The 21,012-nt window shown below is 65.1% G+C and carries 21 protein-coding genes and 1 tRNA gene; 15 read left to right on the top strand and 7 right to left on the bottom strand.

Going from position 1 to position 21,012, the window contains the following annotated elements; genetic code table 11:
- The first annotated feature begins 38 nt into the window (after positions 1-38).
- Together ABGN05_RS22965 and ABGN05_RS22960 are read left to right on the top strand one after the other, a co-directional pair.
- Complete coding sequence (locus tag ABGN05_RS22965) at positions 39-1,577, top strand: undecaprenyl-phosphate glucose phosphotransferase (RefSeq protein ID WP_367956375.1); 1,539 nt, start codon at positions 39-41, stop codon at positions 1,575-1,577.
- Positions 1,574-2,866: an O-antigen ligase family protein gene (locus tag ABGN05_RS22960; RefSeq protein ID WP_367956374.1), complete on the top strand. Its 1,293-nt coding sequence runs from the start codon at positions 1,574-1,576 to the stop codon at positions 2,864-2,866. Before ABGN05_RS22965 ends, ABGN05_RS22960 begins: the two co-directional genes overlap by 4 nt.
- A 10-nt stretch (positions 2,867-2,876) precedes the next feature.
- Here the strand turns inward: ABGN05_RS22960 and ABGN05_RS22955 are convergent, their stop codons facing one another.
- From ABGN05_RS22955 to hemP, 5 genes are read right to left on the bottom strand one after another with little or no spacing between them, the layout of a single operon-like run.
- Positions 2,877-3,674: a heme ABC transporter ATP-binding protein gene (locus tag ABGN05_RS22955; protein WP_367956373.1), complete on the bottom strand. Its 798-nt coding sequence runs from the start codon at positions 3,672-3,674 to the stop codon at positions 2,877-2,879.
- Between the two features lie 11 nt (positions 3,675-3,685).
- Complete coding sequence (locus ABGN05_RS22950; RefSeq protein WP_367956465.1) at positions 3,686-4,765, bottom strand: FecCD family ABC transporter permease; 1,080 nt, start codon at positions 4,763-4,765, stop codon at positions 3,686-3,688.
- A 26-nt stretch (positions 4,766-4,791) separates the two neighbouring features.
- On the bottom strand, positions 4,792-5,718 hold the full coding sequence (locus ABGN05_RS22945; protein WP_367956372.1) for a heme/hemin ABC transporter substrate-binding protein: 927 nt from the start codon (positions 5,716-5,718) through the stop codon (positions 4,792-4,794).
- Between the two features lie 11 nt (positions 5,719-5,729).
- Positions 5,730-6,791, bottom strand: a complete 1,062-nt coding sequence (locus tag ABGN05_RS22940; RefSeq protein WP_367956371.1) for a hemin-degrading factor — start codon at positions 6,789-6,791, stop codon at positions 5,730-5,732.
- Positions 6,792-6,799: 8 nt separating this feature from the next.
- Complete coding sequence (gene hemP / locus ABGN05_RS22935) at positions 6,800-7,012, bottom strand: hemin uptake protein HemP (RefSeq protein WP_367956370.1); 213 nt, start codon at positions 7,010-7,012, stop codon at positions 6,800-6,802.
- 202 nt (positions 7,013-7,214) lie between these two features.
- Between hemP and ABGN05_RS22930 the strand changes: the two genes are divergently transcribed.
- The 6 genes from ABGN05_RS22930 to ABGN05_RS22905 are packed head-to-tail and all read left to right on the top strand — an operon-like array spanning position 7,215 to position 12,738.
- Positions 7,215-9,380 (top strand): TonB-dependent receptor domain-containing protein, encoded by a 2,166-nt coding sequence (locus ABGN05_RS22930; protein ID WP_367956369.1) that lies wholly within the window; start codon positions 7,215-7,217, stop codon positions 9,378-9,380.
- Positions 9,380-9,829, top strand: a complete 450-nt coding sequence (locus ABGN05_RS22925; protein ID WP_367956368.1) for a hypothetical protein — start codon at positions 9,380-9,382, stop codon at positions 9,827-9,829. The genes ABGN05_RS22930 and ABGN05_RS22925 overlap by 1 nt, the downstream gene beginning before the upstream one ends.
- Before the next feature lie 43 nt (positions 9,830-9,872).
- Positions 9,873-10,586, top strand: coding sequence for a MotA/TolQ/ExbB proton channel family protein (locus ABGN05_RS22920; RefSeq protein WP_367956367.1), 714 nt, complete (start codon positions 9,873-9,875; stop codon positions 10,584-10,586).
- Positions 10,576-10,962, top strand: a complete 387-nt coding sequence (locus ABGN05_RS22915) for a biopolymer transporter ExbD (protein WP_367956366.1) — start codon at positions 10,576-10,578, stop codon at positions 10,960-10,962. Before ABGN05_RS22920 ends, ABGN05_RS22915 begins: the two co-directional genes overlap by 11 nt.
- Before the next feature lie 4 nt (positions 10,963-10,966).
- Entirely contained in the window at positions 10,967-11,374 is a 408-nt protein-coding gene (locus tag ABGN05_RS22910; protein WP_367956365.1) for an ExbD/TolR family protein, read from the top strand.
- Entirely contained in the window at positions 11,371-12,738 is a 1,368-nt protein-coding gene (locus ABGN05_RS22905) for an energy transducer TonB family protein (RefSeq protein ID WP_367956364.1), read from the top strand. Before ABGN05_RS22910 ends, ABGN05_RS22905 begins: the two co-directional genes overlap by 4 nt.
- Positions 12,739-12,755: 17 nt before the next feature.
- Here the strand turns inward: ABGN05_RS22905 and ABGN05_RS22900 are convergent, their stop codons facing one another.
- Entirely contained in the window at positions 12,756-13,190 is a 435-nt protein-coding gene (locus ABGN05_RS22900; protein WP_367956363.1) for a BLUF domain-containing protein, read from the bottom strand.
- 335 nt (positions 13,191-13,525) lie between these two features.
- Here ABGN05_RS22900 and ABGN05_RS22895 point away from each other — a divergent pair, with 335 nt between their 5' ends.
- The gene (locus ABGN05_RS22895; protein WP_367956362.1) at positions 13,526-14,329 is read left to right on the top strand and encodes a hypothetical protein; all 804 of its coding nucleotides are present in this window, start codon (positions 13,526-13,528) and stop codon (positions 14,327-14,329) included.
- A 154-nt stretch (positions 14,330-14,483) separates the two neighbouring features.
- Positions 14,484-14,560, top strand: a tRNA-Pro gene (locus tag ABGN05_RS22890).
- A gap of 32 nt (positions 14,561-14,592) precedes the next feature.
- On the opposite strand, the gene ABGN05_RS22885 is transcribed toward ABGN05_RS22890, so the two are convergent.
- The gene (locus tag ABGN05_RS22885; RefSeq protein WP_367956361.1) at positions 14,593-15,375 is read right to left on the bottom strand and encodes a helix-turn-helix domain-containing protein; all 783 of its coding nucleotides are present in this window, start codon (positions 15,373-15,375) and stop codon (positions 14,593-14,595) included.
- A 113-nt stretch (positions 15,376-15,488) separates the two neighbouring features.
- Here ABGN05_RS22885 and ABGN05_RS22880 point away from each other — a divergent pair, with 113 nt between their 5' ends.
- The 5 genes from ABGN05_RS22880 to ABGN05_RS22860 are packed head-to-tail and all read left to right on the top strand — an operon-like array spanning position 15,489 to position 21,000.
- Positions 15,489-16,427: a DUF6282 family protein gene (locus ABGN05_RS22880; protein WP_367956360.1), complete on the top strand. Its 939-nt coding sequence runs from the start codon at positions 15,489-15,491 to the stop codon at positions 16,425-16,427.
- A 56-nt stretch (positions 16,428-16,483) separates the two neighbouring features.
- On the top strand, positions 16,484-18,472 hold the full coding sequence (locus tag ABGN05_RS22875; RefSeq protein ID WP_367956359.1) for a TRAP transporter permease: 1,989 nt from the start codon (positions 16,484-16,486) through the stop codon (positions 18,470-18,472).
- 28 nt (positions 18,473-18,500) lie between these two features.
- Positions 18,501-19,484 (top strand): fumarylacetoacetate hydrolase family protein, encoded by a 984-nt coding sequence (locus ABGN05_RS22870; protein WP_367956358.1) that lies wholly within the window; start codon positions 18,501-18,503, stop codon positions 19,482-19,484.
- A gap of 14 nt (positions 19,485-19,498) precedes the next feature.
- Positions 19,499-20,542, top strand: a complete 1,044-nt coding sequence (locus tag ABGN05_RS22865; RefSeq protein WP_367956357.1) for an NAD(P)H-quinone oxidoreductase — start codon at positions 19,499-19,501, stop codon at positions 20,540-20,542.
- Entirely contained in the window at positions 20,542-21,000 is a 459-nt protein-coding gene (locus ABGN05_RS22860) for a MaoC family dehydratase (RefSeq protein ID WP_367956356.1), read from the top strand. Before ABGN05_RS22865 ends, ABGN05_RS22860 begins: the two co-directional genes overlap by 1 nt.
- Positions 21,001-21,012 lie beyond the last annotated feature (12 nt).

The raw sequence follows: 21,012 nt of genomic DNA, 5'->3' as shown, positions 1-21,012 counted from the left end.
GGCATTTCGTATAGGACGGGGCTTCAACGGGTCTCGCCATGAACCAGATCGATCCAACGTCGCGTTTCACGCCCGATGCCGTTCGCCGGTTCGAGGAGGCGAAGGACGAGCGCAGCAAGAATGCCGAACTCGGTTCGGTCGCTCGGCAGGTCGCATCGCAGTACCGGCGCGACACCATGTCCCCGGTCATGGTCAGCGGCAAGTTGCGCATCCTGGAGTTCCTGCTTCTGCTCCTGGCTGGCGCTCTCGCCTACACCTACAGGATCGGGGTTCCCCAGCAGTTTGACTGGGACTACCTTGCCGCTATCTTCGGCGGTTCGCTTTTGACCGTTATCCTGCTCGAGTTCACCGATTCCTACCAGATGGCGGTGCTCCGCAAGCCTCTGGCACACATGCGCACGTTTGCGCTCGTATGGTCAGGCGCCTTCGCCGCAATGGCGCTCGCCAGCGTCTTCATGAAGAACTCCGCGGATTTTTCGCGGCTCTGGTTCGCCGGATGGTACGTGTCGGGCTTCATCATCATCCTGGGCCTGCGCCTGGTGATGGCACGGCTGATCAAGCGCTGGGCGCGCAACGGCGTGATGGAACGGCGCGCCGTCATCGTCGGCGGCGGACAAGCGGCCGAGACGCTGATCCGCTCGCTGGAAAAGCAGGCCGACAACGACATCCGGATCTGCGGCATCTTCGACGACCGCGATGACCGCCGCTCGCCGCCGATCGTTGCCGGCTACCCGAAGCTCGGCAACATCTCCGAACTCATCGAATTCGCCCGCGCGGCGCGCATCGACATGCTGATCGTTTCCCTCCCGCTGACGGCGGAAGCGCGCGTGCTCTCGATGCTCAAGAAGCTTTGGGTGCTGCCCGTCGACATCCGCCTGTCGGCGCATTCGAGCGAACTGCGCTTCCGGCCCCGCGCCTACTCCTACATAGGCTCGGTGCCGCTGCTCGACATATTCGACAAGCCGATCAACGACTGGGATTCGGTGGCGAAACGGGCCTTCGACATCATCTTCTCCCTGATCGGCATCGCGCTCTTTGCGCCCGTCATGCTCGCGACTGCGATCGCGATCAAGCTCGACAGCAAGGGGCCGATCCTCTTCAAGCAGAAGCGCCATGGCTTCAACAACGAGGTCATCGAGGTCTACAAATTCCGATCCATGTACGCGGACCAGTCCGATCCCACGGCGAAGCGGGCCGTCACCAAGGGCGACCCTCGCGTGACCCGCGTAGGCCGCGTCATCCGCAAGACCTCGATCGACGAACTGCCGCAGTTCTTCAACGCGCTTCTCGGCAACCTTTCGCTCGTTGGCCCTCGTCCGCACGCGGTGGCCGCACAGTCCCACAACCTGCTCTATACCGAGGTGGTCGACGGCTACTTCGCCCGCCACAAGGTCAAACCCGGCGTCACCGGCTGGGCCCAGATCAACGGCTGGCGCGGCGAGATGGACACGGACGAGAAGATCAAGAAACGGACGGAGTTCGACCTGTTCTACATCGAGAACTGGTCGCTCTGGTTCGACCTCAAGATCCTCCTGATGACGCCGATCCGCCTGCTCGACACCGAGAACGCATATTGACCGCGCTGACCGGCGATTTCCGGTCCTACGGGCCGCCCGTCACCCGAGCGGCGGTGAATGCGAAGCTTGTCTCGCTACTGACAGCAGGCGCCATCTCGATCGGCGTGTTCCTGTCGGGCTTCGTCATCCGCGAACCGGCGCCCTACGAACTCTACATGGTGGCGCTGATGGCGATCTGGGGCCTGTTCGGCCTCAGGATTTCGCGCAGCTTGACGCCTCTGGTCGTCCTCCTCGTCACCTTCAACATCGGCGGCATGATCGCCATCACGCAGATGGAGGTCCTCAAGGAAGCGCCGCTCTACATCGCAGTGTCCCTGTTTCTCGCCTTCACCGCGGTGTTCTACGCCGCCGTGCTGGAGGCGAGGCCCGATCTCTACCGGCTGATGTTCATGGCATGGCTCGCGGCTGCAGTCAGCACATCCGCCTTCGGCATTCTTGGCTATTTCCACGCTTTTCCTGGCGCCGAGATGTTCACCAAGTACGAGCGCGCGGCTGGCGTTTTCGAGGATCCCAACGTCTTCGGGCCCTTCATCACCCTGCCCGGCATCTGGCTTCTCCACAGAGTTCTGACGGGGCCTGTCGGACGGATGCCGCTCTACGGCATTCCGCTCCTGATCATCGCGTTCGGCCTGTTCCTGTCGTTTTCGCGCGGCGCGTGGGGGCTGTTCGCCTTCAGCGCGCTGATGACGGCTCTGGCACTGTTCGTCCAGCACCGCAGCGGCCTCTTCCGCCTCCGCATCCTGCTCATGGGCGGCGCGGCCCTCGTCCTGCTCGTCGTGGCGCTCATCGTGGCGCTGCAGATTCCGGCCATCGCGGACCTGTTCAGCGCGCGCGCCCAACTCGTCCAGGAATATGATTCCGCACGCCTCGGACGCTTCGCGCGGCACGCGATCGGCTTCATGCTCGCCACCGAAAAGCCGCTCGGGATCGGGCCGCTGGTGTTCGGCCTCACCTTCGGCGAAGACACACACAACATCTGGCTGAAGGCGCTGATGGACTACGGCTGGCTCGGTTTCGCCGCCTGGTTCATCATGATCATGTGGACGCTCGGGGCCGGATTCAGAATCCTGTTCAGGGATCGTCCCTGGCAGCCCTATTTCCTGTGCGCCTACGTCGTCTTCCTCGGCCATGTGCTGCTCGGAACCGTGATCGACACGGATCACTGGCGTCACTTCTACCTGCTGCTCGGCATGGTGTGGGGCGGGCTGGCGCTCGAAGCGCGGCACCAGCACGAGGCAACCCGAATTGGGCCGGTCCGCCATCGGCGCGACGCAATGGCGATCGGCTAGAATCCAATCCTCAGGGTGCGATCGTCGCCGTCTGCGGCAGCACGTAGGGCATGCCCATGGGCGCCGGGACGCCGACCTTCATGGCGCACTCGAACACCCGCGAAATCAGTTCGTCCCTCAGCACCTCCGCGGGGGTGCCCGAAGCCGCGATCCGGCCCCGGTGCATGACGTAGATCCGGTCGGAGAACATGGATGCGAGGTTGAGGTCGTGGAGGATCGCCACCGTCCCGCCTCCCCTGTCGGCGAACTCGCGCGCGATGCGCATGACGGTCAACTGGTGCTTGATGTCGAGGCTCGACACCGGCTCGTCGAGCAGGAGGAATCGCGGATTGCCCTCCAGCACCGGCGCCCACACCTGGCACAGGACGCGGGCGAGCTGGACGCGCTGCTGCTCGCCGCCCGAGAGCTCCTGGTAGAAGCGTCCCCCGAATCCCTCCAGATCCACCTTGGCGAGCGCCCGTTCCGGCAGCCGCGCGGCCTCTCCCGGCAGGACCCCGGAACGGCCGCCCGTCAGGCCGAGCTTGACGACTTCGCGGACAGTAAAGGGAAACGACAGGGTCGCGGCCTGCGGCAGGACAGCACGGATGCCGGCAAGCTGCCAAGGCTTCAGGGCCGACATCGAGCGCCCCGAGAAGGTGATCTCGCCGGTGAAGTCGAGGTCGCCGCACAGCGCGCGCATGAGCGTCGTCTTGCCAGAGCCGTTGGGGCCGACGATGGAGACGAATTCTCCTGGACGCGCCTCGAAACTGGCGCCGGTGACGATCCGCTTGTTGCCGATGAAGACGTCGACGTCGGTCGCTTCGATCACGGTCGAGGCTCCTAGAGGTCCAGGATGCCGCGCCGGCGCAGCAGTATCCAGAGGAAGAAGGGGGCACCGACGGCCGCCGTCACGATGCCGATCGGCAATTCGGCCGGCGCGACGATCGTTCGGCTGACCGCGTCGGCGGCGAGCAACAGGGTCGCGCCGAGCAGGGCGGACGCCGGGAGCAGGTATCGGTTGTCGGGCCCGATCAGCAGCCTGAGCAGGTGGGGCACCACGATACCGACGAATCCGATGCCGCCCGAAACGGCGACGCACGCCCCCACGGCGGCCGCGACTGCGACGATGGCGACGTTCTTCAGGCGCTGCACCGGAACGCCGAGATGATGCGCCGTCGCCTCGCCCAGGCTGAGCGCGTTCAGGCCGCGTGCCAGGAAGGGTGCAGCGAGAAGGGTAACGACGATGATAGGGGCTGCGGCCGCGATCTTGGTCCACGTCGCGCCGGCGAGCGACCCCAGGCCCCAGAAGGTGAGATCGCGCAGCTGCCGGTCGTCGGCCAGATAGACCATGACGCCGGAAAACGCCCCGGCCATCGCGGCGAGCGCGATGCCGGCGAGCAGCATGGTGGCGATGGAGGTCTGGCCGCGCCGGGTGGCGACGCGATAGAGGATCAGCGAGGTCGCGAGGCCTCCCAGGAAGGCGGAGAAGGGCAGCGCATAAATGCCGAACATCTGCACGACGGGACCGAGCGCGGTGGTTCCCAGCACGATTACACTGATCGCCCCCAGCCCGGCGCCCGCCGAAACGCCGACGAGACCGGGATCGGCGAGCGGATTGCGGAACAGACCCTGCATGACGGCGCCCGAAACCGCGAGCGCGGCGCCGATCAGGATACCGAGGATCACGCGCGGCAGGCGGATGTCGTAGACGATGATCCGGTCGCGGGCCGAGATCGCATCGGCACCGGACATGACGTTCCAAAGCAGCGTCATTGCGGAAGTGTGCGACGCGCCGTAGCCGAGGCTGGCGAGCGCGACCACGCCGAGAAGTAGGCCGCAAAGCAGGATCGCGAGGCGCGCGCGTGCCGACCGGTCGCCTTCGGCAGGATGCTCCCGGCGCGGTCGTGTCGCCGCCATCATCGTCTGGTCAGTCACGTCCGGCGCCGTCAGTTCGTGATCTCGTCGTCGTAGAGCCGGACGGCGAGGTCCTTCACCGCGGCGGCGGTCCGGGTACCGAAGCCAAGCAGATAGAGACCGTCCATCCGGATCACCTGCCTGTCTTTGCCGGCGGGTGTCGCGGCGATCGCCGGATGCGAGAAGAGTTCGTCCTCGTCGATACTCAGATCGCCCTCGCGATCCATCATCAGCACGACGTCCGGCTGCGCCTCGATCACGGCCTCGTCGGTCAGTTGCTTGTAGCCCGAATAGCCGGTGATGGCGTTTTCGCCGCCCGCTAGCTCGATGATGCCGTTCGCCGCGCTGCCCGTACCGGAGGCAAGGATCTTTCCGCCTTGCAGGCTGAGGATGAACAGCACCTTCTTGCGGTCCTTCACGTCGGCGGTGATCTTGCGGGCGGCATCGAGGTCGTCTGCCACCTTCGCGGCGAAAGCCTCCGCCTTCTCGGGTTCGCCGATAGCCTGACCGACCGCCATAATCTTGTCGATGATACCCTGGCTGTCGAATCGCTCGGGGATCACGACCAGCGGCACGCTCGCCTTCTGCAGCACCTGGATGGCTTCCGGAGGGCCGCTGCCCTCGAGCACGAGGATGCCGTCGGGATTGACGGACAGGACGCCCTCCGGCGAGAGCGCCCGCATGTATCCGACGTCCGGCAGCGCCAGCGCCGCTTCCGGATAGAGGCTCGTGGAATCGCGCGCCACCAGACGGTCCTCCTCGCCGAGCGCGTAGAGGATCTCGGTGATGGAGCCACCGACGGACACGAGGTGCTGCGCACCGGTGGGCAAAGCCTCCACCTGAGACGCCATGGCCGAGCCGCCGGGCGGCGGCGCGAGCAGGGGTGCCAGCGTGAGGACGAGGGTGAAGCCGATCGCACTAGCGCGCGCGATAGCGCGGGGGGATTTTCTCAGGGACATGTCATGCCTCCTCAAGCCGCGCTGGACCGTTCGAGCCGGGGAAGACCCTCCACGATGGAGCGCCATTCGGCGCGCTCGTTGGTGCCTTCCTGCCGTTTGCCGAAGAACTGGATGATCATCGAACCGTCGGCGCCGTAAGCCTCGATGGAGGAAACGTGGCCATCCCTGTTCGGCTTGCGCACCGCCCAGACGTCCGTGATGTGATCGGTCCTCAGATGAAGGTGGAAGGTCGGATCCATGACGTTGATCCAAGGCCCCATCGGCTTGATCTCGGTGATCGGCCCAGAGTGGATCTGGATGCAGCCGCCATTGCCGACGAAGCACATGATCGGCACTTGCTCGTTGGCGACGATGCGCATCAGCGACGGGATGGCGTCGTCGGCGAGCCGCCACGCGAAGTCCGGGCCGACCAATTCCACGGCCTGCCGGCGCGTCAGCTCGAGATCGCGCAGGATCCCGACGAACTGGTGCACGTCCGTCATGCCGCTCCAGCGCGCGCGCAAATCTTCCAGGTCGGCGCGCAAGCCCGGATCGTTGGCGGCTTGAACCAGGCGCGGGCCGGCGGTCGGAAGTTCGTCCGACTGGTCGGGCGAGAACAGGATCGCCACCAGATCCTCGTAGGCCTCGAGGTTCGAATTCTCGCGCATGTGAATCTTGTGGACCGCATCGCCGGCGGCGTCGAAGAATTGAAGACTGCGCCGGATGTCATCGCCCTCCCCCTTCTCGACCGCGAAGCCATGAACCCAGTGCTTTGGGAAAATACGAAGGTCGATCTCGCTGCCGAGCACCATCGAGGCATGCTTGCCGGAAACCGGCTTTTCATAGACCCCGATCTTCTCATGGACGGCGCTTTCGTTGCGCGTCAGGGCCATGACCTCGCCGAGCGCGGTGACGCCAGCGAGGAGTTTCTCGACGTCGGCCCGGATACGGCGCACGCCGAAGCCGCAATGGGCGGCGACCAGCTGACACTCGGTCACGCCGAGCTGGCTCGCGAGATCGCGCTCGCGCATCTTGGGATTGTCGGCCCTCGCCTGCCGGATCGCGGCAGGGGACGGGAGGGAAGCAGCGGTCATCGGCGCACCTACTTGTTGAGAATGAGCTTGCCCTGGCGGGTGATCTTCAGCCGGTAGAGCGAACCCTGGTGTTCGATGCCGATCTCATGCTCGCCGAGAAACAGCGCCTGGCTGGTGAGGGTTCTCAACTGGCGCGGGTCGCCGCGCAGGAATCCGCGCGGGGCCGGCTCGTTGCGATGGTCGCGGTACGACAAGTCGTACGAGGTGCGGGTCGTGGTCACGTCACTGAACCTCCGTTCGCGCCTGGCTCGCGTCGCTGGCTTGGCTTGGTTGAATCTCGCGTTCTTATTGTTGACACCGTTTATCAGGTTTAATAGTGAGCGCAATACCGGAGTCTGAGTTTCATGTTTTCCGGTAAGACGATCATTCGCAAGCGAGCCGCACGGCCAGCCAGCATAAACCGACAGATCAAGGAGTTGGGGTATGGGGTTGGTGGCACGAAACGTCGCGGCGTTGCTCGGTGGAGCCGCGTTGAGCGCGGTGGTCGCACAGATGGCCGGCGCCCAGGAGGAAACGCGGACGAACACGGAAGAAAAGCAGGGCCGCGTTACGATGCTGCAACGCCTGGTTTTCGGCGCCGGCATGGAAAAGGTCGCAATCGACACGCCGCAGTCGGTCACCGTGATCGAGCAGGAAGACATCGACCGCATCCAGGCCACCACGGTGGGTGAGGTTCTGGAGCGCGTACCGGGCGTGAACACCTCCGGCTCCGAACGCGTTCTCGGACAGACGTTCAACATCCGCGGCATCGGTGCGCCCGAATCGGCGAACGAGGAAGGCCGCATCATCGTCACCGTCGACGGCGCCAACAAGTACTACGAGCAGTACCGCATGGGCGGCTTCTTCTCCGATCCGGAGCTCTACAAGCGCATCGAAGTGCTGCGCGGTCCCGCCTCCTCGACCCTCTACGGATCGGGTGCGCTCGGCGGCGTCATCCGCTTCGTGACCAAGGACGCGTCCGACTTCATCGCGCCCGGCGATACCGGCGCACTGCGCCTGAAGGGCGGATACCAGAGCAACCGCGACGGCTGGCTCGGATCGGCCATTTTCGCCCAGCGGTTCGGCGACGCCGAGTACCTGTTCGCCGGCAACTACCGCATGGCCGATTCCTACGTGACCGGCGACGGAACCGTGGTGCGGAGCTCCGACTTCGAGGCCTGGTCCGGCCTTGCCAAGGGTACCTTCAAGGTCGGCGACGAAGGCACGCTGCGCCTTTCCTACCAGCACTGGGATTCGGACGCCGACGATCAGGACTACGCCCAGGTCGGCACGCAGGACATATTCGGAACCGTCGACCGCCACGTGATCGACCGGACGGCGGTGATCAGCTACGAAAACCCGTTCCTCGACAGCGACTGGCTCGACCTGAAGGTCTCCGCCTCATACTCTAACACGACGGTCGACCAGACCAATGCCTCCGGCAATCCGATGTTCGGATTGACCTGTGCCACCAGTGCCCTCTTCTGCGACACCGAATACGGCTACGAGACGTGGCAGTTCAACGTCGAGAACACGTCGGGGTGGAGCGGCGAGAACTGGGAAAACTTCCTCACCTATGGCTGGCAGACCGCATATCAGACCCGCACAGCGGAGGCGCTCACCGTTGCCGGAACGCCGGGCGGCTTCAACTTCCATCCGGAAGGAACGGATCTCAAGACAGGCTTTTTCGTCCAGAACGAGTATATCTGGAACGAGCGGCTGACCATCATACCCGGCATGCGCCTGGACTGGCATGAACTCTCGCCAGGATCGCGAGTGGTCGATCTGGACGGCAATCCGGTCGCCGACACCAGCGACACCGCCATCTCCCCCAAGATCGCCGCCCATTACGAGTTCAATGACACCTTCGCGGTCTTCGGCTCGGTCGCGCATACCGAGCGCTTTCCGACGCTGGACGAGGTCTTCTCGACCGGAAGTTCCAGCCGCACGTTCCTGCCGAGCCTCGATCTCGAAAAGGAAAGATCGAACAATTACGAGCTCGGCTTTGCGGTCTCCGGCTACGATCTCGTCCAGACTGGCGACGGGCTGCAACTGAAGACGACCGGCTTCTACAACGACATCTCCGACCTGATCACCCTCAACCCCGATCTCGTCTCCGGCGAGAACGATATCCCCGGATACGAGAACGTCCAGAACGCCGTGATCTACGGCTTCGAGGTCGAGGCGGCGTACGATTCCGACTATGTCTTCGCCAATCTCGGCTACTCGCACGTCATCGGGAAGAATACGGATACCGACACCTTCCTGACGACGGTCGCCCCGCATGAGGTGAACCTGACGCTCGGCGGAAGGATGCCGCAGCACGATCTCAGCTTCGGCTGGCATGCGCGGTTCGTGGCCGATCCCCAGGAAGACTCCCGCGTCACCTCCACGCCCCTGCCCTCCGGTTCGACCCGCTATGCCGAGTCGTTCAACGTTCACGACGTCTTCCTGAACTGGCAACCGAAGGATGGACAGTTTGCGGGCTGGGAGATTCAGACCGGCGTCGAGAACATCTTCGACACGCAATACAAGGAGTTCCTGAACAACGACCCCGCCAAGGGCCGCACGTTCAAGATATCGCTCAGCAAGCAGATAGGATGGCAGTGATGCCGAAGACGACGGCAATTGCACGGATGCTGGCGGCATCGATCACGATGTCGCCGCTGGCGGGCGCAACCGCGTTCGCCCAGGAGGCGGCGGCGCAGCCTTCGCTGACCCTCGAACTCAACGGCTTGGAGCCGTCTTTGGGCGGCTGCCGGCTCACCTTCCTGGTCCGCAACGGGCTCGGCGCCGCGCTGGAGAAGGCGGCTTTCGAGATCGCGCTGTTCGACAGGGCAGGACTCGTCCAGCGGCTGACCGCACTCGACTTCAAGGACTTGCCGGACGGCAAGACGAAGGTGCGCCAGTTCGACTTGGCCGAGACCGACTGCGCCGCGGTCGGGCGCGTGCTCGTCAACGGCGCGGTCGCCTGCGAGGGCGAAGGCGTGGAGGCTGGCGCCTGCATCCGCCACCTCGACGCCACCACCAAGGCGGCGGACGTGGCGTTCGGCAGCTGATCTCGCCGCATCGACGAGCATACCCGACGGACAGGACCCCACCATGACCAACAGCGTTATCGAGAACATGCGATCCTTCCTCGAGCTCGGCGGGCCGGTGGTCGCCATCCTTCTCGTACTGTCTGTCTTCGCGGTTGCATTGATCCTGCTAAAACTGGTGCAGTTCTGGCGCGAGCGCGTCGGCTTCCACGGAGCCGCGCAACGGGCGCTGCACCTGTGGGTGCATGGCAGCTACGGCGATGCGCGGCAGGTCGCCGATGCCGACCCGTCGGCGGTCGGCTCCGCGCTGGCGGCGGCGATGCGGCTTTCCATGACGCGCAGCGTTCCCAAAGGCGTGGTCGAAGACGAGGTCGGGCGGATCGCGGTCGGCCGGCTGCACGACCTGCAGCGCGGTTTCCGCGCGCTCGACGCCATCGCGCAGATTTCCCCGCTGCTCGGCCTGTTCGGAACGGTGCTCGGCATGATCGAGGCCTTCCAGCAGTTGCAGGGCGCCGGCAACGCCGTCGATCCGTCCATCCTGGCCGGCGGCATCTGGGTCGCGCTGCTCACCACGGCGGCCGGTCTCGCGGTCGCCATGCCCGTCTCGCTGGCGCTGACCTGGTTCGAGACGCGGGTGGAAAACGAACGCGTGGCGATCGAGACGCTCACCACCAACTTCTTCTCGCAGCACGCGCTGGGCGAGATCCGCGCCACCTCCCCCCGCACCGAACCGTCCGCCGCGGGGTTGACCGGCCCCGGAGCGAGCCATGCGCATTGATGCGGGCTACGGCGCAAGGCGCCGGCCGATCTCGGTCACGTCGCTGATCGACGTGATCTTCCTGCTGCTCCTGTTCTTCATGCTGTCGTCGACCTTCACCAAGTTCGCCGAGGTCGAGATCGTCGGTGGCCGCGCGGGCGCCAACGGGCCCGGTGCGGCGCCCGGCATCCTGCTGCGGGTGAACGGGGATGTCTGGACGATCAACGGCGTGCCCGTCGGCGAGGAGCGAGCCGGCGCGGAACTGAAGCGCTTGGAGGAAGCCGGCGCGGTGTCGGCGGTGCTTCTGGTGCGCGGCGAGCTGAGCTCGCAGGCGCTCGTCAGCGCCGTCGAGCGTGTCCGACGGGAAACCAACCTGACACTGCAAGTCGCGAGATAGGACGATGCGGCTGCCCAGGCCCACCGCACGCACCAACCAGGAAAGCACGATCACGCTCATCAACGTGGTCTTCCTGATGCTGATCTTCTTCCTGATCGCCGGTTCGCTGACGCCGCCGATGGACAAGGAGGTGGCGCTGATCAGCACCGCGCAATCCGACCAGGCCGAACCGCCGGACGCGCTCTTCGTGACGGCGCAGGGCTCGATCCGCGCGCGCGGCGCCGAAATCACGCCGGCGGAATATGTCGCCAGGATCCGGCAGGACAGGCTCCTCCTCGACGGCGACGAGGTCACCGTCAAGATCGCGGTCGATCGCGACCTTCCGGCCGAACGTCTGATCGGCATCATCGCCGAATTGCGCGATGCGGGTGCAAGCCGCATCACCATCGTCACCGAGCGCGAGATGCCATGAAGCGTTCGCTCAAATGGACCGCCGCGTTGCTGGCATCGGGCGTGCTGCATGCCGCTGCCGTCGCTTTACTGCTGCGCGAAACATCCGACGAGGTGCAGATCGAAGGCCCGGCCGCGATGGAGATGGCAGTGCTCGGCTCGTTCGAGGATGCCTTCCAGGCCGACGATCCGGTCGAACCGGTCGACACGGTCGCCCCCGTCGAGGAACCGTCGGTAGCGGCCGAACCGGTGACGACGCCCGAGACGGTGGCCGAAACCCCGAGCGCGGCGCGGCCGGTGGAGACGCCAGTGGCAGCCCTGACCGAAACCGCCCCCGCCGCCGCGGTCGCCCCGGCGCCGGCGGCCGAGCCCATCACGGCCGAAGCGATCGAGGACGTGGTGCCGGAACAGGCTGACCAGGCCGAACCGGAGGTCTCCGAACCGGTGGAGAGCGAGCCGACGCTGCCGGCACAGGTGAACGTTCCGGCACCCGCCGTCGCTTCCGAGGAAGCCCCGGAGCCCACGGAGACCCGGACGGCGGTCCCCATTCCGACGGAAGAAGCGCCGGAGACGACGCCCGCTCCGGCCGCGCAAGCGGTTCAGGCGGCCCTGGCGGAACCCGTCGAGGCACCGGCGCCGGATGTGGTCGAGGTGCCCCCGCAATCGGCAGTCGAGATGCCTGAAAGCGTCGCCGCCACGCCTGCCGAAACCGAACCGGCCGATACGCCCGAAGACGCGCAGGAGGTTCAGACCACCCTCGCGGTCGTTCCGCCCTTGACCGAAGCCGTCGAACCTGTGGAGGGCGAGGAGGTGGTGGAGGCCGTCGAGGAGTTCCCAATTCCGGACGACGTGCCGCTTCCGACGGCCCGCCCGGAGCCGCCGGCCGTCCGCGAAGCCGCCGTGCGGCCCGACCGCGCGCGGACCGAACCGCGGCGACAGCAGCAGACCGAACGCAAGGCCGAGCGCAAGCCGGCGCCTCGCGCATCAGGCGACGGCGGCCGGCAGCAGCGCAGCTCGACGCGGGGCCAGGCGAGCGGCAGCGAACGCGGCAATGCGGCGGCGAGCGGCACCGGCAGCCGCAGTTCGCAGGCCGGCAACGCTGCCGTCTCGAACTATCCCGGACAGGTCGCTTCGAAGTTGAGGCGCGCGGTGAACTCGGTCTCGCGCTCGGCTCGCCGCGGTGCCCGGCGCGACGTGCACGTCACCTTCGTGGTCACGTCGAGCGGCGGCCTCGGTTCGACGCGCATCACGCAGAGTTCCGGCTCGGCGGAACTCGACCAGGCTGCACTCGCCGCGGTGCGCAAGTCCGCACCGTTCCCGCCTATTCCCGCCGCCGCCGGCCGCAACAGCTGGCAGTTTTCCATCCCCCTCGGCTTGGCGCGATAGCCGGTCCAGGGACGGCCCTAGACCGGCGCGAGGAAGTCGGTGCTGAATGCCAGAACGGTGTCCAGCATAATGCCGCCATCCGTGCGGGAGATGCGGTTCTCGAGTGCGGCGCGCGTCGTCGGGAAGAGCTTCCGATCGTCGCCGTGGGAAGCGTCGAGCTTCTTGAAGCCCATGTCCCAGTTTCCGAACAGGCGCCGGGAAATCGTCTCCTCGTTCAGGATCATCACGTTGCGGTGGCGCGGGTCGCGCCGGATGCGGCTCACGAGCGACCGTACAGCGGTCACCTCCCCTTCCAGCACCTGCAGGAAGACGCCTTCTCCGGCGAGCAGCATTCCGGTGATGCCTTCGCGGGCATTGTTTCTCCGCGAAACTGTGAGGATCGCATCGAGAAGCTCATCCGTCGTTCTCTCGGTGGCACCGCTCGCGTACAGCAGTCGCAACATACCAGCCATGTTGGAAGCCTCCACGTCTCCAGCCGTTCCGGTGGACTTTTTTATTGTCTATTTTGCTAATGTACGAATGTTTAGAATTTCTTCCACGGGCGCGTTGCCACGCGGCATGATCGGCGGGATGAAGTGGGAAACTCGTTTTGAATTGGCGAAATCAACGCGTCCCTGTCAAAGACCGCCAATTCCTACGTCTTCACTGTCGACGTTTCGGCGCTTTCCCGATATTCGGAGTCGGCAGGGCATATAAGGGTTTGCTGTTCGGCCAGGTGTTGCTTGATGTCGCACCATGACCGATGCAGTCTCTTCGGAGCGGGCAGCAAGGGGTACCGTCGGAACGTATGGAACAATACAAGCTCAAGTACACTCAATACCTATCGAAAATACTGGATGGAGTGGATCCGAGGGACGACGCGCAGGTCGAGGCGGGTTACGACCGGCTACGCGCCGCGAACGAGAAGATGCTCGACAACAACAGGCATCTTTCTGAATCGGGCCAGGCTGAGGAACTGCGCGCCGCGGTCGAGGCGGTCATCAACGATCATCGCGAAAGCCGTGCTGGAGGCCCGGCGTCCGATATGCCTCGCGAGCAGGCCTCCATCCATGAAGATCGCACGGAACCCGTTGCGGGTCGAAAGAACCGTTCCGCCTGGGCTCTTCCCGTGCTGGCGGGGTTCGTCGGGGGCATCGTGGTGGGCGCAGCCACGCTGGGGACGCTGGCAGCTGCCTCCGTCATCGACATTTCCTATGGGGAGCGGGGGCGCATCAGGACGATGCTCTACGATGACTTCCGGGCTTCGGCGGGGGGCTTCGAGTCCGCCCGCTCTTTCCTCGACTTGGCGGAGGCCGGAGTGAAGCGCCTCCAGGCGGAGGATGCCACGAGGCTGACCAAGCTGGCGGGCCGCAATTTCCGTCCGATTGCGGGAATCGATGCGGAAATCGGAAAGCAGGCGCCGAAAGATCTGCCGAAGGGTACGCGAATCCTGGTCCGCGCCGACGACAAGGCCTACAAGGTCATCGTCACCGGCCCCTTGTGCCGGTACGCCCACATTCTCGAGCCCGAACTCGTCGATCCGAAGCGAGCAAATGCCGGCCCGAACTGCTCCGCCTTCGGGCGCTGGAACGAGGCAGGGCTGAACTTCTAGATCGGAGACCGGTCTTCCGTCGAACGGCGCAGGAGTATCCACACCATCCCCTTGGGCAAACGTCTCCCGATTGCGCCGGAGATCGGCTTTCGGACCGGTCCGCCGAATTTGCGCTTGCGCCGCAACCCTTCCGAAGATAAGGCTTCCCGCGTGTCGGAGCGTAGCGCAGCCCGGTAGCGCACTTGACTGGGGGTCAAGGGGTCGTGGGTTCGAATCCCGCCGCTCCGACCATTCAATATCAGTAACTTACCCCTTTTCAGCCCCTAGATCAGGGAACTCTTGTTCAACCGGGCGAGGTCCTTGGAGATTTCGTCCGAGGCAGTCTTGAGAACCGGGGCGTAGCGGTCGCAGGCGTCGTTCTGCGAGGGAAACGCCGAGGTAAAGTATGTCAGGCCGAGGCTGGCGACCACGCGGTCATTGTCGTTGAACACCGGCACCGCGATCGTGTTGGAGTTACGCGGCTCCACTTGGGGCGAGCGAAGCGCGTAGCCGCGTTCGCGCGTCACCTGGACCAACCGGTCCAGCCTTTCGGGATGGCGTGCCAGTTCGTCCTCCGGCTCTTCCGAATTCCTCAGCATGCCGACGATCAGGTCGAATTCCTCCTTCGGCGTGAAGGCGAGATAGGCCAGCCCCATCCCCCGCGTGATCAGCGGCAAGCGCATGTTCACGGTCTTGTGGAAGGGCGAGACCGAACTGTCCGGCACCGTGCTGAAGCGCACTACCACCGCATCGCGGTCGAGCAGCGAGATGGAAACGGGCCACTGGTACTTCCTCGTCACCGCGATCGCCCACGGCCGCCCGGCCTCAACCACCATCGGCTCCTTGTGGTAGCCAGAGCTCAGAGAACCGACGAGCGCGCTCAACTGGTAGCCGCCGACGCGCGGATCGTTCTCGACATAGCCGGCATGCTCCAGCGTTTGCAGCATGCGGACCAGCGTTGGTTTCGGCAGCCCCGTGCGCGCGTGCAGGTGGCCCACGGATGTGTAGGGCTGGAGGTTCATTTCCTGAAGCACGCGCAGCGCACGCTCGACGGCTCTGATGCCCATTGCGACCTCTCGGGGCGGATCCCGTTCCGCCAGACGAAATACGGCCGTTTCTGAAGTTGTGGCTTCGCCGTGTCAAGACGTAAGGCAAGGCCGCTCACGAAGAGGAGGAAAGCATGGCATCGGCAAACCATCGCGAGGCGGCGCGCGAACTCATTGCCACGATCGACGACGATGTGGCCAACAGGCTGCTGAAGGGCGCGGTCGACCTCCACGTCCATTCCGGTCCCTCGACCATGCCGCGCCAGGTCGACCACTTCCAGGCCGTGGAAGAAGCCGCTGCCGCCGGGATGCGCGGCATCATGTTCAAAGACCACCACTATTCAGTCGCTCCCTTCATCCCGATCATGGACCGCGTGCTCGGTCACCTCGGCGTGGCGATGTATGGCGGCCTCGTGCTCAACAACTCCACCGGCGGGCTCAATCCCTTCGTTGTCGATGCCCAGCTGAAGCAGGGCGCCAAGCTCGTCTGGATGCCGACAGCCCAGTCGGCCAACCACATCCGCAGTTCGCACCGCAAGACGCGGCTGGCCTCCAACGTCCAGCTGAAGTCCTCGCCGGGGATCACTGTGGTCGATTCCTACGGGGAGATCCTCGACGTCGTGAAGGAGATCCTCGACTCGATCGCCGAGTTCGACGCGATCCTGTCTTCCGGACACCTGCACGTCTGGGAGATCTGGAAGCTCTTCCACGAGGCGAAGAAGCGCGGCGTCAAGCGGCTGCTGGTCAACCATCCGATGTACGGCCTGCACTTCACGTACGAGGACATTGCCGAGATGGCCGACTTCGGCGCTCATATCGAGCAGTCTGCCTGCCTCTACGTCGATTCACGCTTCAACGTATTTTCGCCGGAGGAACTCAAGGAGCACATTCAGGCCGCGGGGGTCGCCCACTCGTCGATCGGCTCCGATCTCGGACAGGTCGACAACCCCACGCCGGTGGAAGGAATGCGCCAGGCGATCAAGCTCTGCCTCGCGCTCGGCTTCAGCGAGGATGAAGTCCGGCTGATGGTGCGCGACAATCCCGCGAGACTGGTCGGACTGGAAATAGAATAGGCTCCTTCGTACCGCGCGGCGAAGACCTGCGCGGACGAACGGGTCCGGGAGGAACCATGGCGGAAGTCGAAGCAGACGCATCGAAATTCGAAGCCGGGCCACGCAAGCTGGCGGGCCTCGCCCGCTGGGCCGTGCGTGTCGCGGCCTTCGTCATCCTGGTCCTCGCGGTCAATCAGGTCTTCAATTTCGGCTTTTTCGTCGGCTACACCCTGATCGACCTGCGCTACTACTACGCCATCATCGCGCTGGCGCTGTTCTGCTGCTTCATCGTCTATCCGGCAAGATCGAGCGCGCGGACCCTGGCGCCCAGCTGGTACGACTGGCTCCTTGCCGTCGCCACCGTGGTCGTGTGCGGCTACTTCCTCGTCAACGCGCTCAACATCGCACTGCGCGGCTGGGAAATGGCCCCGCCGGAGACGGCCGTCTACTTTTCCTTCGTGCTGTGGCTTCTGGTGCTGGAGGCCGGACGACGCGCCGGCGGCCTGCCGCTGGCGATCGTCGTCCTCCTGATGTCTCTCTACCCGATCTATACGGAGTACCTGCCGACGGCCATTTCCGGCTTCGCGTCGGGTCCCGTCTATACCGCCGCCTATCATGCCATGGGCTCGGAAAGCATCATCGGCATCCCCATGCGCACCTTCGCGCAGCTGATTATCGGCTTCCTGCTCTTCGGCGCCGCCCTCCAGCAGACCGGGGCCGGCAAGTTCTTCATGGACCTTTCCTTCGCGCTGCTCGGAAAAGTCCGCGGCGGCCCGGCCAAGGTCGCGATAGTCTCCAGCGGTCTGCTCGGATCGATGAGCGGCAGCGTCATCACTAACGTCCTCACCACCGGCATAATGACCATTCCCGCGATGCGCCGCATCGGCCTGCGCGGCACGGTAGCGGCCGGCATCGAGACCTGCGCGTCCACGGGCGGCGTGCTGATGCCGCCGGTGATGGGCGCCACCGCCTTCGTCATGGCGAGCGTGATGAACGTGCCCTATGCGGACATAGCGCTCGCCGCCATCATTCCCTCTTTCCTGTATTTCTTCGGCCTGTTCGTTCAGATCGACGCGATCGCCGGCAAGGAGAAGCTGAAGGGACTGCCGGCCGAGGAACTGCCCTCGCTGGGCACCACCCTGAAGGAGGGATGGTACTATATATTTGCCTTCGCGCTCCTCATCTACATGCTGCTCGTCATGCGGCGTGAGGCTCTGGCCCCCTACTACGCGACACCGCTCCTCATCCTGCTCAATCAGATGTTCTCGAAGAAGCACCGCTGGGGGTGGAGCGACGTCGGGCGGTTCTTCGACGACCTCGGCTCGCTCTTCGCCAACATGGTCGCGATCCTCGCCGCAGTCGGCATGATCATCGGCGCCCTGTCGATGACCGGCGTGGCCGCGACACTGGTGAATGATCTCCTGAGGCTGGCCGATGGGAACTCGTTCCTGCTGCTGCTGATGGGCGCGCTCACGGGGCTGATCCTGGGCGTCGGCATGACCTCTACGGCGGCCTACATCTTTCTTGCCATCCTCCTCGCCCCCGCGCTGATCCAGGTGGGGCTGAACCCGATGGCCGTGCATATGTTCATCTTCTACTGGGGCATGCTGTCCTTCATCACGCCTCCGGTGGCGCTCGGCGCCTTCGCGGCGGCTTCGATTGCCAAGACGCCGCCAATGAAGACCGGCTTCGAGGCGATGCGCCTCGGCAGCGTCATCTACTTCATCCCGTTCTTCTTCGTGCTGGAGCCGGCGCTCGTGCTTCAGGGCACGGCATCGGAGATCGTCACCTCGACGCTGCTGGCGCTCGGAGGGATCGCGCTATTCGCCTGGTCGCTGCAGGGCTACATTCCGCTGGTCGGCCCGCTTTTCGGCGGGCGCTTGTATGGGCTGCCGCTGCGCATCGTCCTGCTTTGCGCAGCGATCCTGATCGCCTTGCCGCAGGAAGGCGTTCCGGGCTGGTCGGACATCGAGCTTCTGCTGGCGGCGCTGGCGATCGCCCTGCCCGTCGTCGCGCTGGCATATTTCCAGAACAGGGCCGCAAGCGGCCATTCCGCGGTCGCATGACGGCCGTATCAAGCAAGGAGAGACAATCGTGAAACTCGGTACGATCAACCATCAGGGGCGGCCCGCCCTCGTGGCCATGAAGGATGGCGGGACCGTGCTGCTGTCGGAGCTCTATGGGAGCGCGGGGCTCGGCACTCCGCCCGCGACGATGAACGACCTCATCGAGGGCGGCGAAGGAGAGCTTGCGAAGGCCCGCCAGGCCGTCGAAGGAGGCAATGCAACGCCTCTCGACGAGGCCGGCATCGACTGGCTGCCGCCGCAGACGCGGCCCACCAAGGTGCTCGGGGTCGCCTTCAACAACATGGGCATCCGCAAGTCCGCCCATAAGGATCCGGGCGTGCCCAACTTCTTCCTGAAGGCGCCGTCCTGCCTTACCGGTCACGGCAAGCCGGTCATCATGGAGGAGCACTACGGCGAGACGATCCCGGAGCTGGAACTCGCCGCCGTCCTCGGAAAGAGGTGCAAGAACGTCTCGGTGGAAGAGGCGCGCGAGGCGGTGTTCGGCTACACGATCACCAACGACGTCACCTCGCACGGGCTGAAGTTCGGCCTCGATTCCATCGCGACCACGCGCGAGCCGGACCTGATCCGTCCGCACCATCTCGCCTGGCGCAACAGCCACGGCGAGGACGATCGCGACGTCTATTTCGTTTATCACACGCGCTCCAAGGCCACAGACACGTTCGGCCCGATCGGTCCCTGGCTGACCACCGCGGACGAGGTCGGCGACCCCAATGCCCTGGAAGTGAAGGGCTGGTTCGACGGCGAGCCTTTCGCGGTGGATTCGACCAGCAGCTACCGCTTCAAGGTCGAGGAAGTCATCGCCGAGGCGAGCCGCTACTTCACGCTCGAACCCGGCGACGTCATCTGCTTCGGCACCTCGGCCAAGGGCGTCGGCAAGTTCCCCAACGGACATCGCTCGGTCAACATGCACAAGCTCTCTGGCGTCATCGACATCGAGATCGAGGGGCTCGGCCGGCTGTCCAACCCTGTCGTCCACAACTGGAAGTGACCCGGCACGGCGACATGCGATACAGCGCAATGCGGGTGATAGAATTCGCCGCAGCGGGCGGGCCGGAGGTGTTGCGGATCGCGGAGCATCCACGACCGGTGCCGGGACACGGCGAGGTGGTGATCAAGGTCGCGGCGGCGGGTGTCAACAGGCCGGACATCCAGCAGCGACGCGGGCTCTATCCGCCGCCGCCCGGTGCATCGCCCATTCCCGGCCTCGACGTCGCCGGCATCGTCGTGGCGGCCGGTCCGGACGTCTCCGGCGTGTCGGTCGGCGATGCCGTCTGCGCGCTCGCCAATGGCGGCGGCTACGCCGAATTCTGCTGCGTCCCGGCCCTGCAATGCATGCCGGTTCCGCGCGGCTTCACATTCGTCCAGGCGGCGTCGCTTCCCGAGGTCTACTTCACCGCCTGGAACAACGTGATCTGGCTTGGCCGGCTCGCCGAGGGCGAGAGCCTGCTGGTGCAGGGCGGCACGAGTGGCGTCGGCATGGCAGCGATCCAGATCGCGCGTAAGTTGCGCAATGCCACGGTCTATGCAACGGCGGGTACCGAGGAGAAGCTGGCCGTCTGCCGCGAGACCGGCGCGCAGGCGGCGGTCAGCTACAAGGGTCCATGGGATGACGAGATCCGGGCGCTGACCGGCGGCGAAGGCGTGGACGTCATCCTCGACGCCCAGGCAGGCCCTTATACGCAACGGCAGCTCGATCTGCTCAAGCCGGACGGGCGTCTGATATTCATCGCAAGCCATCTCGGCGAGACGGCCGAGGTGAACGTCCGATCGGTGGTGCGGCGCAGGCTCACGCTCGCTGGCTCGACCCTGCGTCCCCGACCGGCCGCGTACAAAGGCCGAATTGCCGCCGAGCTGGTCGAACAGGTCTGGCCGCTGCTGGAGAGCGGCGCGATCGCCACACGCATCCACGCGGTGTTTCCGTTCGAGGACGTACGCTCCGCCCATCGCCTGCTCGACGAAAACGAGCAGATCGGCAAAGTGGTCCTGTCGGTCGACCCCTCGCTTGCACAAACAGTGGCGCGCTCATTGCCGGACGGGAGAAACTGATGCTGACCGTAGAACATGCCTCCGATCTCGCGGCCCATGCCGGACAGGCAATCGGCCACTCCGGATGGGTCGAGATCACGCAGGTTGCGATCGACGATTTCGCCCGCCTGACCGGCGACGACCACTGGATTCACGTCGACGTGGAGCGCGCTGCGCGCGAAATGCCGGGCGGGAAGACCATCGCCCACGGGCTCTATGTCGTATCCCTGATGCCGCGCATGCAGCGCGACATCTACAAGGTGGAAAAGCGCGGCCGCGGCCTGAACTACGGCTACGACAGGCTTCGCTTCGTCCTGCCGATCCCGGTCGGCAGCCGTGTGCGCCTTTCCCTCACCATCGTCGAGGCCGCCCCCCACGCGCGCGGGACGCGGCTCACCAGCGAAGCGTCGATGGAGATGGAAGGCGCGGACAAGCCGGCGATCGTGGCGCGGCACATCATGCTGATCGAGAACCCCTGAGGGAGTGTCCCG

Origin of the sequence: Aquibium pacificum, assembly GCF_040839445.1 — a bacterium.
Classification (GTDB): Bacteria; Pseudomonadota; Alphaproteobacteria; order Rhizobiales; family Rhizobiaceae; genus Aquibium; species Aquibium pacificus.
Note: the sequence above shows the minus strand (reverse complement) of the source record. Positions and strands in the feature narration are given on the sequence as shown.